13 protein-coding genes are annotated in these 13,192 nt (G+C 58.7%); 4 read left to right on the top strand and 9 right to left on the bottom strand.

Annotated elements, in window-relative coordinates; genetic code table 11:
- A complete protein-coding gene (locus AAC029_RS10970) occupies positions 1–843 on the top strand; it encodes a protein-glutamate O-methyltransferase CheR (protein ID WP_339747517.1) in 843 nt (280 codons plus the stop codon).
- A gap of 86 nt (positions 844–929) precedes the next feature.
- Here AAC029_RS10970 and AAC029_RS10965 read toward each other — a convergent pair whose 3' ends face one another.
- From AAC029_RS10965 to AAC029_RS10955, 3 genes are all read right to left on the bottom strand, one after another.
- Complete coding sequence (locus tag AAC029_RS10965; protein WP_339747514.1) at positions 930–1,643, bottom strand: hypothetical protein; 714 nt, start codon at positions 1,641–1,643, stop codon at positions 930–932.
- A gap of 135 nt (positions 1,644–1,778) precedes the next feature.
- Positions 1,779–2,933, bottom strand: a complete 1,155-nt coding sequence (locus AAC029_RS10960) for a hypothetical protein (protein ID WP_339747511.1) — start codon at positions 2,931–2,933, stop codon at positions 1,779–1,781.
- Positions 2,934–3,062: 129 nt separating this feature from the next.
- Positions 3,063–3,758 carry a response regulator transcription factor gene (locus AAC029_RS10955; protein WP_339747508.1) on the bottom strand — a complete coding sequence of 232 codons (696 nt, stop codon included), beginning with the start codon at positions 3,756–3,758 and terminating at the stop codon, positions 3,063–3,065.
- A gap of 657 nt (positions 3,759–4,415) precedes the next feature.
- On the opposite strand from AAC029_RS10955, the gene AAC029_RS10950 reads away from it, so the two are divergent.
- Positions 4,416–5,228: a M90 family metallopeptidase gene (locus AAC029_RS10950; protein WP_339747505.1), complete on the top strand. Its 813-nt coding sequence runs from the start codon at positions 4,416–4,418 to the stop codon at positions 5,226–5,228.
- Between the two features lie 232 nt (positions 5,229–5,460).
- Here AAC029_RS10950 and AAC029_RS10945 read toward each other — a convergent pair whose 3' ends face one another.
- The 6 genes from AAC029_RS10945 to AAC029_RS10920 form a co-directional block, all read right to left on the bottom strand.
- Entirely contained in the window at positions 5,461–5,964 is a 504-nt protein-coding gene (locus tag AAC029_RS10945) for a transposase (protein ID WP_339747503.1), read from the bottom strand.
- A gap of 759 nt (positions 5,965–6,723) precedes the next feature.
- Positions 6,724–7,770: an RHS repeat-associated core domain-containing protein gene (locus tag AAC029_RS10940; protein WP_339747501.1), complete on the bottom strand. Its 1,047-nt coding sequence runs from the start codon at positions 7,768–7,770 to the stop codon at positions 6,724–6,726.
- Between the two features lie 16 nt (positions 7,771–7,786).
- Positions 7,787–8,044, bottom strand: coding sequence for a hypothetical protein (locus AAC029_RS10935; RefSeq protein ID WP_339747498.1), 258 nt, complete (start codon positions 8,042–8,044; stop codon positions 7,787–7,789).
- A gap of 662 nt (positions 8,045–8,706) precedes the next feature.
- Positions 8,707–8,886: a hypothetical protein gene (locus AAC029_RS10930; RefSeq protein ID WP_339747495.1), complete on the bottom strand. Its 180-nt coding sequence runs from the start codon at positions 8,884–8,886 to the stop codon at positions 8,707–8,709.
- A 437-nt stretch (positions 8,887–9,323) separates the two neighbouring features.
- Complete coding sequence (locus tag AAC029_RS10925) at positions 9,324–9,782, bottom strand: hypothetical protein (RefSeq protein WP_339747492.1); 459 nt, start codon at positions 9,780–9,782, stop codon at positions 9,324–9,326.
- Positions 9,783–10,298: 516 nt separating this feature from the next.
- Positions 10,299–10,544, bottom strand: a complete 246-nt coding sequence (locus AAC029_RS10920) for a hypothetical protein (RefSeq protein ID WP_339747489.1) — start codon at positions 10,542–10,544, stop codon at positions 10,299–10,301.
- A gap of 821 nt (positions 10,545–11,365) precedes the next feature.
- On the opposite strand from AAC029_RS10920, the gene fliI reads away from it, so the two are divergent.
- Positions 11,366–12,709: a flagellar protein export ATPase FliI gene (fliI, locus tag AAC029_RS10915; RefSeq protein WP_339747486.1), complete on the top strand. Its 1,344-nt coding sequence runs from the start codon at positions 11,366–11,368 to the stop codon at positions 12,707–12,709.
- Positions 12,706–13,122: a flagellar FliJ family protein gene (locus tag AAC029_RS10910; RefSeq protein WP_339747483.1), complete on the top strand. Its 417-nt coding sequence runs from the start codon at positions 12,706–12,708 to the stop codon at positions 13,120–13,122. Before fliI ends, AAC029_RS10910 begins: the two co-directional genes overlap by 4 nt.
- Positions 13,123–13,192: the final 70 nt, after the last annotated feature.

Here is a 13,192-nt window from a genome sequence, read left to right as displayed (position 1 = left end):
ATGATTGAGAAACAGGAAATCCTCTATGTCGCTGCCGAGGCCTATAAGCGCTCCGGCTTGGTGCTCTCAGCTGACAAGGGCTATCTGCTTGAGAGCCGTCTGGCACCGCTTGCCCGCGCCGAAGGTTATCCCTCGATTGAGGCCCTGATCTCGGCCGCACGGCGCGAGGGCAGTGACCGCCTGTTATGGGCGATTACCGAAGCGCTCGCGACGCATGAGACCTTCTTCTTCCGCGACAACACCCCCTTCGACCTGTTCAAGCAGGACATCCTGCCGGTTCTGTCGCGGGCTCGCGGCAATGCGGGCGTGATCCGAATCTGGTGCGCCGCCTGTTCGTCCGGCCAGGAACCTTATTCGCTGGCCATGATCCTGGAAGAGGAGCGCGCACGCCTCGGCGGGCTGCGGGTCGAGATTGTCGCGACCGATATGGCACCTCGTGTTCTCGAAAAGGCGAAAGCCGGCGTCTACAGCCAGTTCGAGGTCCAGCGCGGGCTCGCAATCCAGCGTCTGGTGACGCATTTCGACCAGAATGGCGATCAGTGGCGCATCAAGCCGAACATCCGCCAAATGGTGAATTTTCAAAAACAGAACCTGCTCGAAACCTTCGCGCCGATGGGAAAGTTCGACGTCGTTTTCTGCCGCAATGTGCTGATCTATTTTGATGCCGAATCGAAGAAGAAGGTGCTGACGCGCTTGTCACAACAGACCGCGACCGATGGCTATCTGGTGATGGGTGCCGCCGAAACGGTGGTTGGTCTGTCGACTGATTACGCGCCCGTCGAGGGCCGCCGCGGTCTCTACGCCAGGGCTGGCCAGGCCGTGGCGCGGACCGTTGCTGCCTGACAGCCGTCCTCAATCATGGTGAAGAAGGCCCGGCATCGTTTGATGCCGGGCCTTCTTCATATGCGCAACAGCATAGAGGCCCGAGCCTAGTCGTTGCCGCCATCTGGATGTGCCGGAAACAGGGTGATGCGGCGGGCGATGCTGGCCAACGCCTCACGGGAGAAAGCGCTGAGCGCGGCCTGCTCGCCCGGGACTGCGGTTGAGCCGGTGGCTGTCAGCTCCAGCCAGCGATAGTCGCCGGACATGGTCTCCTCAATCCAGAATTTTCGTACGGTGCTGGTTTCAGCATTCTCCCCTGGGGCCGTGCCGCTGCACTCTTGCCAGATCCGTCGAATTCCAGCGGCATCAACCGCAACATACGGAGCATCCCGACCGCACCATTCGGGTGTTGACGGTCGGGCGATTTCGTCGATCCGGTCGAAATCATACACACCATTGTTGGAAAGGGCTTGCGCGCCATCAATGGCAAAGCTGAAGCGCCAGTCTGCATCGTGAATGCCCGCTTCCGCCTGCATGTTGGCGGCGAGGGAGCCGAGTTCGCGGGCGAGCGCCTCTGGTGCGTCCAAGCGGATCGTTCCGGTCGCACTGTCCGTCATGCTGTGCAGGAGACCAAGCCATGGCTCCGTGCTTTCCTGGTCCTGTGACGGGGCCACCAGGGCTTTGGCCAATAAGGAAGTGTCCTCGCCATTGCTCTGGATCGATTCCGCCTCGGCGGCGGGCGCGGTCTGGGCCGGCAGGTCGCATCCGGCTGGCAGGGTCAAGATCGCGAGTGCTGCGAGCGTCATTGGGTAGTGTTTCATAGGTGGTCTCCCTGTCTGGTGTCAGGATGCCGGGAAATCCTGAGCTGAAATGCCCCTGAACGCCGGAAGCGGTCAGAAACAACCGATCCGGAAACCGTATCTTCCTCAGGCGAGGCAGAGCGTTTGGGCGCTAACCTATTCGTCACTGCTTTCAGGTGCGCGGGGGGCGATGAGGATGTCATTTGCCATCAAGGCCAGTGCATCTCGCGTGAAGCTGTCTACAGCCGACAGTTCGGCCGACGTTTCGGTTGAGCCGTAGGCGGTGAGTTCGAGCCAGCGATAGACACGGCTTGAGCGCTCCTCGGTCCAGATTTTCCGGACGATGAGAGTGTCGGAATTTTCCTCCGGCGGCGTGCCGGAACATTGATGCCAAGTGTGGTGAATGCCGGTTGGACCGGTCACTGTAAATGCCTCGTCGGGCCGGCACCATGCGGCGGTTTCCGGCCGTCTGGCAGCTGCAAGCCTGTCGGGATCAAACAGGCCGCCGTCCGCGAAGGATTGCGCGCCAGTGACCCCGAAGGTGAAGCCCCAATCGACGTCCTGCACGCCCGCCTCCTCCATGACCCCGGACGCCGCCGCCTCGATCGCCTGCGCCAGCGTGTCTGGTGCATCGAAGCGGATGAAGCCGTCGGCACGATCCGTCATGTTCTGCAGGGCGTCCCGCCACAGCGACCAGTCCCCCTCGCGACTGGGAGGGTTTGGCAGGATGAGGGCTCGCAGAACATCGGTGGCCATCGCTGCCAGGATTTCATTGCCTGGATCGAGCAGGCTGTCCTGCGCGGCGGTTATGTTGGTGACGAGGTGAATATGGATGGTCTGCCCCTCAAAAGGGGCGTCCAGAAGCTGATCAATTGACAATATCGGAAGCCCGCCCTGAATCGTACGGAGGCGGCAAGCTGTCCCCGCCATTTCGATGCCCTGACGGGATACCACTCTGACCGGAGCGGGGGTGTCGCACGGGCGCGGTTCGGGGGCCTCGGTGGAGAAAAAGATGTCGAGGCCCACTCCCCACAGGCCGCCTTCGGCGTTTGCGAGAGCCGTCAGCCGGTCATGTTTCGTTTCAAGACGCTCGAGCAGCCCATCGAGGTCACGAAACGAGATGCGCCCGCCGGCTGCAGCCTCGAGCGCGGTGAGCTCTGCCACCAACTCGGACGGTGAAAACGTCTCTATTTCCACATCGCGCGGGCGCGGACTTGCCGGCCCGCCGGAGGCTTTCTGAAGCGCCAGGGCGTTCCCGGCGGTCAGAATCGCGACCGCGAATGCGGTCAGGATCAATCGGTGGTGTTTCATGGGGCGCCTCGCTGTTTGCAAGCCAGACTAGCTGGACGCCAACCGCCGAAAAGCCCCTGAACAGGGGAGGAGACAAGAAAAAACCCGATCGCGAGGACCGGGTTTTTCAATCAGACAGTGACCGTGGGATCAGACGGCGACTTTTTCTTCCATCGGGTCGCGCAGCACATAGCCACGGCCCCAGACGGTTTCGATATGGTGTTCGCCATGGGTGGCGGCTGCGAGCTTCTTGCGGAGCTTGCAGATGAAGACGTCGATGATCTTGAGCTCAGGCTCGTCCATGCCGCCATAAAGGTGGTTGAGGAACATTTCCTTGGTGAGCGTCGTTCCCTTGCGCAGGGAGAGCAGCTCGAGCATCTGGTATTCCTTGCCGGTCAGATGGACGCGCTGGCTGTCCACTTCGACCGTCTTGGCGTCGAGATTGACCGCAATCGTGCCGGTCTTGATGATCGACTGCGAATGGCCCTTGGAGCGGCGGACGATGGCGTGGATCCGCGCAATCATCTCATCCTTGTGGAAGGGTTTCGTCATATAATCGTCGGCACCGCACCCAAGGCCACGAACCTTGTTGTCGATATCGGCATTGCCGGTGAGAATCAGGATCGGTGTGTCGATCTTCGAGACCCGAAGGGTTTTGAGGACATCAAAACCGGTCATGTCGGGAAGGTTCAGATCGAGCAGGATGATGTCGTAATCATACAGCTTGCCGAGATCGACACCTTCCTCGCCAAGGTCCGTCGTGTAGATGTTGAAGCCATCTGATTTCAGCATCAATTCGATGGACTGAGCGGTTGCCCGGTCGTCTTCAATTAGAAGAACCCTCATGGTTCGCCTCCGGTCTGGAACCCGAACGAATCAATCCCGTTCGGTGTGTAGTCTGATTAACCTTATTCGGACGCTACGAGGAAACCCTTAACGAAAGTTAACTGCCGCTTGACCGAATATGAGAATCGTCAGTTCGGCGATTCTTTTTCGGACGGCCCGATTCGCGAATGTCGTTAACGATTAGGGGGTTAGCGCGGCCGCTGAATCGGCAGACTCTCGAAAAATCGGGCAACTGCGATTGCTTGCACGCATAAAGTATACGTAATTTTTCAGTCTAAATACCTGTCTGCGCTGAGAATTTTTCCCGAGATCGGGGTTGCGAAAATTGAATCGCTTATCCACAGGCGATTTTTGCTACCTGCTGGCGCAATATCAAAATTCGAGTCCGATGCTGCGGGCCTCAGCACCCAAACCAGTGGAAATTCAGCAACAAAAAGCGTTGCACACGAATTTTTCTGTGCCACGCCACTGAAATCACGGGCAGGATGCAGGGCTTGGCCCGGCGCGGAGGCCTGACGTCGTTATCGGCATCCGGCTTGGCTGGGTTGGAAATTCACGCGACCTTATCGATGCTTGGCTTGCGCAAATGGCGGCTCGTCACCATTTGCTGCCCATACTCTCCTTCACCATCACAACCCACCCGCTTGGCAGGGCAATATGGCACTCCTCTTCCTCTCAGCCTTGCTGCTCGGCGCAGGCGCTATTGGCGCGCATTACTGGTCGCGGCGTCGCTTGCGCCAGAAGCTGCTGGTGTCTGAACTCTCGGCGCAGCAACGCGCCATCGTCAAAACTTCGGTGCCGTTGATCCGAAAACTCCCGGCGAACTTGCAACGAACGCTTGAAGGCAAGATCGCCCTGTTTCTGAACCAGATCGAGTTCTTCGGCTGCGATGGTCTCGAAGTGACCGAGGAGATGCGGCTCTCCATCGCGGCGCAGGCTTGCCTTCTCGTCGTCAATACCGAGGCTTGGTACATCAACCTCCGCACCATTCTGATCTATCCGGGCGCCTTCAAATCGCGGCGGGCGGAACATAATGGTTTCGTCGTCACGGAGCGTGAAACCGTGCGCACCGGGGAGAGCTGGGCCCGTGGCCCGGTGGTTCTGTCCTGGGCTGACGCCGAACTGGGTGCCATGGACGAGACCGATGGTCACAATGTCGTCTTCCACGAATTCGCCCACCAGCTCGACGACCTGTCAGGCCACACCGACGGGATTCCCGTTCTGGAGAAAGCGCAAAGCTATGCTCAATGGGCGCGCGTCTTCGCCAGCGCGTTCAAGACCCATTGCCGAAAAGTCGAGGCCGGCCACGGGTCAGTCTTCGACCCCTATGGCGCCACCGGCCCCGAGGAGTTCTTCGCAGTCGCGGTCGAGACCTTCTTCGAACGGCCGGCCGAGTTGCGAGACGAAGAAGCTGGCGTTTATGAGCAATTGGCGGGCTTCTTCCATCTGGATCCGTCGAGCTGGGCTTGAAGATCGAGGGTGTCAGCAAAAAACCAAAATAAATGGTGACAGGCACCTATTTCAACGTCAATTACCCTGGCTCGCGCGCCGCCATGCGTGGCCGCCCACGCGGCGCTGCCCGCAGGGACTGGCCGAGCCGCCGCTCCAGTTCGCACAGCCAGCCCGCCTCGCCCATCGGATAACCCGGCCCATCGAACAGTCCGATCCGGGCCTCGATCTGCGCATTGAGCCCGGTCTCCAGCTAGGCGGCCCAATCGGGGATGCGGTCGAGGAAGGCCGGGCGGGTCAGGAGTGGGTCGAGCCGGCCATCCAGATGCGCCGCCGCGCTCGACCAGGGCCAGTCCCGGGCGCTGTCACACAGGCGCGCCATCACCGGATTGAGCTCGACATAGCGCACCGCCGCCAGCGCATGCCCCTCATCCATGGCATAGGAGGCAAAGCGGCCCTGCCACAAACACCCCGTCCATCCCTCGCGCGCATTGACCGCGAGCGTATAGGCCTGATGCACGCGCTGCATCAGCGCCGCCAGCGCTTCCGGCCGGGCGGGCACCAGAACAAGGTGGACATGATTGGGCATCAGGCACCAGGCCCAGCAGCCCACACCAAGCGCGCAGGCATGCCGCGTCAGCAGATCAAGATAGAGCGTGTAATCGGCTGCATCGAAAAACGTTTCCTGGCGCCGATTGCCACGCTGGGTCACGTGGTGTGGCAGGCCGGGAATGACGATGCGGGCAGAGCGCGGCATGCCGGGATATTAGCTGGCGAGTTGTTTGATTGCAACTTGCACGATTAATGGGTGCCTGTCACCATTTATTCCCAACTTTCACGATTAGTGGGTGCCTTTCACCATTTATTCCTCGCCGAAAATGTCGTGTGTCCCCGCAAATTCCCAATGAGCGTGGGCGGCGGAAGTTTGGTAGAAAGGCGATAATTTCAGGAGGTTGGCGCGACGAAAATGTCGTGTGCCCCCGTTAATTCGCTCCACTTTCCAATATTGTTTCACTGGCTCAGACTGTTGTGCTGACCGGTTAAATCCAGGCAGGTACCACTTATTTCTTTCCGTTTTTCCCGTTACTTACTCGCAAGGCAGGAACCTCACTTCCCCACCCAGGTCGATATCCGACCTAACGCTAGCCGCCCTGTAATCATGCACCGCGAACCTGGGTCCCACGTCAGAGCCACCAATCAAAAACTCACCCAAAAACTCACCCGAGATCGCTACACCAGGACGATCATTGTCCAAGGACTCTAGTTCGATCCACTTCGCGTAGGCGTCACCTATGAACGTAGCAGCAAATCCAACGCAGTCCGTCTGCGTGTCAACCAGTATCCAATAGTGATCACTATCGGAGATAAGAGTTGCGCGGAGCCACACAATTCCATGCGAATCGAGATTCGGTTCAGCATAAATGTCTGTAAGACTATAGATTGGGAACCCGCTTCGTTCCGTCTCCGTCGTGCACGCTGTAAGCAACACGCCCATCAATACGATTCTCAGCATTTCTCAACACCCCGAAACAGCATAAAATGCAGGGTTCAAGGCCGCTTTTGAACACCATAAATTCGTTGATCTCATAACGCTTGTTTGTAGCAAACTTGGGTCAACCTGAAAGACGCCAGAGGAATCGCGCCGAAGATTGTTGAATTCTTGTAGCGGAGAAGCCAAGTTTAGAGCTCCAGATTCGATCTGCCACATTTGTGCACGCGCACCGGATGTGTAGGCGTTTCTCTCAGTCGCCATGCTTTCATCGCGATTCCTCGGATTCCCATTTCCGCGCGCACGACCGTCAATTCCATGTCGAGACTCGTGCGCAATCGTTGGCGCGAGCAGCGTCGCACCTCCGCCTGGCTGCTGGGCTTCTAGTGAGTTGGCCATTCCGATCCGCTCTGTCTTAAATTGAATCACGACGGATCCGTCAGAATGCGTGTCTGCGGTCGCGGTTGGGCAGTCACTGCACCCACCAAGCTGAACGGTGACCCCATTGTCTTCATCGTCACCACCTAAAAATGTCACAATCTCCGCTAGGTCGTCCCGAACGTCAGCTTTTCGGCTATTTGCAGCTCCGTCTCTTAGCTGACCCACTGCACCGGTAACCATTGAAGGGCAAGCAATAGTAGTTCCACCGGCATCACTGCACTGATACGCCCCCGTCGGATCCGTCGCATTCAACGGATTATTCCCGACATAAGCATACAGATTCCACTGATCCGCATACCCCACCGGATCGACCTGCAGGAAGCGCCCCAGATCGGCGTCGTAATAGCGGGCGCGGTAATAATAGAGGCCGGTTTCGGCGTCATAGCGGCGGCCGGTATAGCGGAAGGGATTGCCCGAGGGGTCACCGACCAGCTCGACGCCGAAGGGGGTGTAGAAGAAGTGCTGCCGGATGACCCCGGCTTGGCTGGTGACGGCGAGGACATTGCCCTGGCGGTCGGCGAAATAATAATCCGTCGCCACGCCGCTATCGCCGGGCGCGCAACTGGCCGAGCCGCGGCAATCGACCATCGCGACGCGCTGGTCCACGCCCGGGCCGGGGATATAGCGGCGCAAGAGGGCGCCGGAGCCATCATACTCGGCCTTCGGCCTGCCCTCGAACCGGTGGCGGGCAGGCCTCAGCCATACCGCCGGCATGCAGGAACTCCGTCACCACCCCGCCGACATTGGCGCGCACACGCCGCGCCGCCGGACCGTAGGAATAGAGCGCCGTGCCGCCCGACAGCGTCGCTGCCTGCAGCAGCTGGTTCTGCGAGGAGTAGACATAGCTGCGTGAGCCAATGGCCGTCAGATTGCCATTGAGATCATAGCTCACCGCCTGACCGGTCACATCGGTATACTGATCGAGCCGGTTGGTGGTGTAGCTGGCAGTGCTGTAGACAGCGCCGCCCTGGGTGGCCGCGCACCGGATTAATGGGTGCCTGTCACCATTTATTTGCGTATTTCCCCAGCAATTCAATGTCCCCATTAATTCAGGCCGTCATTTCTGGAAGAACTCCAATTGACGCAAAGGGTCCCACCCGGGAGGCGGGCCATTCGCCGTAGAGTACCACCCCATTCCTCCAGCAACCCACTTGGCGCGGAGCCTTTCATGACTGGTAGCAAAATCGTCGTTGCCAAACTCAGTGCCGCAACAACTGCAAATTCCAAACGAAGCAAGTCCATCTTCGTATGGTTCGAAATCGAGCAGGAAAGCACAAACAGGGCAGCGCATAGTCTCAAAGTGAGTCAAAGAAGTAATCCAAATTGCTCTTACCGTTCCGAATCGGGTCCGGCCTAAAGTAGGTCCGAATGGTGGATCCGTCACTTCTGATGACGCCACACGTAAAAATGGTGACAGGCACCCATTCCAACATCAATTACCCTGCCTCGCGCGCCGCCATGCGTGGCCGCCCAAATAAATGGTGACAGGCACCCATTTCAACGCCGCAAGACCAGTGGCGAGGGAACAGGATTTGCTTTCGGGCGGCTGGCTTTCATTAATGGTGCCTGTCACCATTTATTCAGGCACCACGCCCAGCAGCCCACACCAAGCGCACAGGCATGCCGCGTCAGCAGATCGAGATAGAGCGTGTAATCGGCTGCATCGAAAAACGTTTCCTGGCGCCGATTGCCACGCTGGGTCACGTGGTGTGGCAGGCCGGGAATGACGATGCGGGCAGAGCGCGGCATGTCGGGATATTAGCGCGCATCATTTAGAATTGCAACTTTGGCGAGCTTTTTGGATTAATGGGTGCCTGTCACCATTTATTCCCGATTGCCACGCTGGGTGACGTGGTGCGGCAGGCCGGGGACGACGATGCGGGCGGAGCGCGGCATGCAGGGATATTAGTAGGCATACCGCTTCAATGCAACTGGTGCGGGCGTTTTGGGTTAATGGGTGCCTGTCACCATTTATTTCAAGGCGGATGATCTCGGGTGAAGTCTTGAAATATTTGAACGGATTACGCATCGGGAGAGGCTAGGGAACTACCGTCCCGCGCTCAAGGCAAAGTTCTTCTGGCAGGACCAGAAAAGTGGCCCTCCTCAAAATCCCAAAGCCCAGCTTCCGTCAACAAAACCCTTGCGCAGAAGGGGCCGTCCACACATGACAGGACCGTTTTATGAAATCAACATGGATACTTTCCTGAGTGTAGCAAATAATTGACCATGCCCCCTCCACCAAAACCGGGATGTGAAATATAAGTTATGCTTATAACTCCACCTTCTACGCCGTATTCATAGATATATGTACTATCTTCCACATCGATAGTTAATATACCTCTGTCGCTCACCCATGCACTACTGCTCTGATCAGCGATCCCAGTCCATTTGATAACATAGGTCTGATCACCAATTTCGAGCTCGTAGATGCCTGCATTGATTGGCAACAGAAGGGGAAAGTCGCCGGTCTGACAAACTACCAAGTTCGGAACCTGACACTCTGGACGAGGCATTCCATAGTCGTCCCAGAAATTGGGCCCATCAGCCATCGATAGCACGACTTCATCAGCATCAACATTTCGATAGGTTGCGGAGCAACTATCGCCTCCGAGCGAAAAAGCCAACATGGCAAGACCTACTAACATTTTACTCTACCTCCTTTGTGCTGCATGAATCGTGCTGGGAAACACCGGATTCACGCTGGAACCTCGATATGTCCTGTAGAACGTCCTAAACTCACCAACAAAACCAGCCCTGTTCATAGCTAGAAAGACTTCATTGGCAATCGTTTGGTGGCCCGTTGGATCAGCCCCCCAAATTTCATGCATTCTTTCGTGCCGAGCAGTGCCAATCGCTTCGTGAAACCCTGGACGGAACGTTGCGCCGTACAAGGTCACCGTACCGTCAACATGTCTTCCCATAACCGCGCCATCGGGATGCGGAGAATAGTTGAGCGAGGTAACTCTACCCGCGTCCTCCAACGGTCCATCGACCCCGAAAGACAATTGATAAACGATACTTGTCTGCGCGCGCTCCAGCTCCAAGGCACCTACCTCATCAGCGGAAATAAATGGTGACAGGCACCCATTTCAGCGCCGCAAGACCAGTGGCGAGGGAACAGGATTTGCTTTCGGGCGGCTGGCTTTCATTAATGGTGCCTGTCACCATTTATTTTCGGAGGCGGAATATTCCGCGATCTCCATACCGCCGGCATGCAGGAACTCCGTCACCACCCCGTCGACATTGGCGCGCACACGCCGCGCCGCCGGACCGTAGGAATACAGCGCCGTGCCGCCCGACAGCGTCGCTGCCTGCAGCAGCTGGTTCTGGGCCGAGTAGATATAGCTGCGTGAGCCGATGGCCGTCAGATTGCCATTGAGGTCATAGCTCACCGCCTGACCGGTCACATCGGTATACTGGTCGAGCCGGTTGGTGGTGTAGCTGGGAGAGGGGCAGGGTGCCGCCCGTTGATCCCGTCAGAGGACGTGGCCCGCTGGCCAGACCCTGCCCTGAAAACCATGCCGGGATCCGGCCAGACTGGACTTGTCTCGTCAAGGGCGCGAAGCGCCGCTGCGCGGTCATGACCCTTGACGAGACAAGTCCAGTCTGGCGCCCTTGCTTGGCAAGGGTTTCAGGGACCACTCTGCCCGGCGTGACCCGGGGCAGGATTGGGAACTCTATCGAGTTAGAGATGCTTGCCTTGCGGACATGGGGGCCTGCCACCCTCTATCGCACACCAATTCTCCAGGGACGCGTAGCAGAGGGGCACGTCCCTCAGCCTTCGCGGCGGTTGCGAGTCTGCCCTTCGCTCGCGCACATGCTGCAGCGATATCTCGGACCACACGCCCCCGTTATGCCTGCCTGTCCACCCCCTGCGGGGCGCGGCTATACTGGTGGCGTCAGAGGCCAAACAGGAGGTGCGAAAATCGGAAAAACAGGGTTAAAAGGGCGATTGGAATCATCAGGTGTCTGTTTTCCCGTCACTTTTAGAAGTCCGCCCGCGAAATAATGCTGAATGAAGCACATACCAGCGGATACCCAATGCCAAACGAATGATGCACTAACAGCCACTCAACGGCACACCAACGGTAAGCAGGCGACACCCCCCAATCTACACCCTGGAGCCTGCCCCGCATTTCCTCTGCCGCGTTTACGTGAAAGCAACCGCGTTCGCGTACAGTGATCTCGAATCGGCAAATCTGCCGTGCCGGAAAGGCCTGACATTCGCATGATGCAGACCCTGACAGATCGAATTGAAAAGCTCGATGCGCGTGTCCTGGAAGGACGCGTCACGGCGCTCAATGGTCTGTTGGTTGAGGCCGAGGGCCCGATCTCCGGTCTGTGTCTCGGCGCACATGCGATGATTGCGACCGGCAATGGCTCATTCGAGTGCGAGATTGTTGGCTTTCGTGGCCAGACGGCCCTGATGATGCCGTTCGGACCGCTGGAAGGCATTCGCCCCGGCGCCAAGGTCGTGTTGCAGCCGGACGCGGCACGGGTACGCCCCAGCCTCAACTGGTTGGGCCGGGTGGTGGATGGCTTTGCCCGTCCGCTCGATGGCGGTCCGGCGCTCAGCGAAGGCGCTCACGCCTATCCGCTCAAGGGCGAGCCACCGATGGCGCATGGCCGTGCCCGGCTTGGCGATAGAATGGATATGGGCGTGCGCGTCCTCAATGCTTTTGCACCCATGCGCCGCGGTCAGCGGCTCGGGATTTTTGCCGGCTCGGGGGTCGGCAAATCTGTTTTGATGTCGATGCTGGCCCGCGCTTGCGATGCCGATGTGATCGTGATCGGTCTGATCGGCGAACGGGGCCGCGAAGCCCGCGAATTCGTCGATGATGTGCTTGGCCCGGCGGGACGCAAGCGCTCAGTCGTGATCACCGAAACCTCAGACGCACCAGCGCTGGCTCGCCGCCAAGCCGCCCATCTCACCTTGACCGTCGCCGAATATTTCCGCGACCAGGGCAAGGACGTATTGTGTCTGATGGACAGCGTCACCCGATTTGCCCTGGCCCAGCGTGAGATCGGCCTGGCCGCCGGCGAACCGCCGACGACGCGCGGCTATACGCCATCTGTCTTTGCCGAATTACCGCGTCTGCTCGAGCGCGCTGGCCCCGGTCCCGAACGCGGCGATGGCAGCCGTGCGGGGACGATTACCGGCCTGTTCACCGTGCTGGTCGATGGCGATGATCATAACGAACCCATCGCTGACGCCGTGCGCGGTATCCTGGACGGCCATGTCGTCATGAGCCGGGCGATTGCCGAGCGCGGACGCTTTCCCGCGATTGACGTACTCAAATCGGTCAGCCGGACGGCACCGGAAGTGTTCGCGCCAGAGGAGCGGCCACTGGTCGCCGAGGCGCGCAAATTATTGTCGGCCTATGCCGATATGGAAGAATTGATCCGGTTGGGGGCCTACTCCCCCGGATCGAACCCGGCGCTAGACCGGGCAATTGCTCTCAACGACCCGTTGGAAGCATTTCTCGCACAGGGAAAAGACGAAGCGGCGGACATTCCGTCGACATTCGCGGCCTTGTCCGGGATTTTGGATGGTGAAGGAATACCCTCATGACACGTTCACACGAACCCCTGATCCGGCTGGCCCGGTTCAAGGTCGAGGAATTGCAAAAGCAGATGTCCGAACTGGACCGGTCGAAAACCGCGCTGGTCAACCAGATCGAACGGCTCGAAGCCTCGGTTCCCGAAGAGCAGGCCGTCGCGACGCAATCACGCGACGGCTATCTCGCTTACGGCTCCTATGCCCAAGCCGTCATCAAGCGAAAAGAGAATATCCGTTCTTCGCTCGATGAAGTCGAAGTCCAGGCCGATGCCCTTCGCGCCCGGCTCGGTGACGCCTTCCAGGAACTCAAGAAATTTGAGGTTCTCGAAGAACGCCGCCTGGCCCATATCGAACGCGCCGTGCGGGCCGCCGAGCAGGACGAGTTGGACGAGATCGCCCAAGTGCGTCATCGCCGACCGAACTGATCAGAGCAGCCCGAACTGATCATAGAAGGTCGTGCTTTCAGCCTCGAGTGAGCCGGAGCGATAACCCCGG

Origin of the sequence: uncultured Maricaulis sp. (assembly GCF_963975345.1) — a bacterium.
Taxonomy (GTDB): domain Bacteria; phylum Pseudomonadota; class Alphaproteobacteria; order Caulobacterales; family Maricaulaceae; genus Maricaulis.
This window is presented reverse-complemented; position numbering and strand designations above follow the sequence as displayed.

Bases quoted from the DNA above. Each gene is read 5' to 3' on its own strand.
- AAC029_RS10970 (WP_339747517.1), top strand. From the start codon at position 1: ATGATTGAGAAACAGGAAATCCTCTATGTCGCTGCCGAGGCCTATAAG.
- AAC029_RS10965 (WP_339747514.1), bottom strand. From the start codon at position 1,643: ATGAAACACTACCCAATGACGCTCGCAGCACTCGCGATCTTGACCCTG.
- AAC029_RS10960 (WP_339747511.1), bottom strand. From the start codon at position 2,933: ATGAAACACCACCGATTGATCCTGACCGCATTCGCGGTCGCGATTCTG.
- AAC029_RS10955 (WP_339747508.1), bottom strand. From the start codon at position 3,758: ATGAGGGTTCTTCTAATTGAAGACGACCGGGCAACCGCTCAGTCCATC.
- AAC029_RS10950 (WP_339747505.1), top strand. From the start codon at position 4,416: ATGGCACTCCTCTTCCTCTCAGCCTTGCTGCTCGGCGCAGGCGCTATT.
- AAC029_RS10945 (WP_339747503.1), bottom strand. From the start codon at position 5,964: ATGCCGCGCTCTGCCCGCATCGTCATTCCCGGCCTGCCACACCACGTG.
- AAC029_RS10930 (WP_339747495.1), bottom strand. From the start codon at position 8,886: ATGCCGCGCTCTGCCCGCATCGTCATTCCCGGCCTGCCACACCACGTG.
- AAC029_RS10925 (WP_339747492.1), bottom strand. From the start codon at position 9,782: ATGTTAGTAGGTCTTGCCATGTTGGCTTTTTCGCTCGGAGGCGATAGT.
- fliI (WP_339747486.1), top strand. From the start codon at position 11,366: ATGATGCAGACCCTGACAGATCGAATTGAAAAGCTCGATGCGCGTGTC.
- AAC029_RS10910 (WP_339747483.1), top strand. From the start codon at position 12,706: ATGACACGTTCACACGAACCCCTGATCCGGCTGGCCCGGTTCAAGGTC.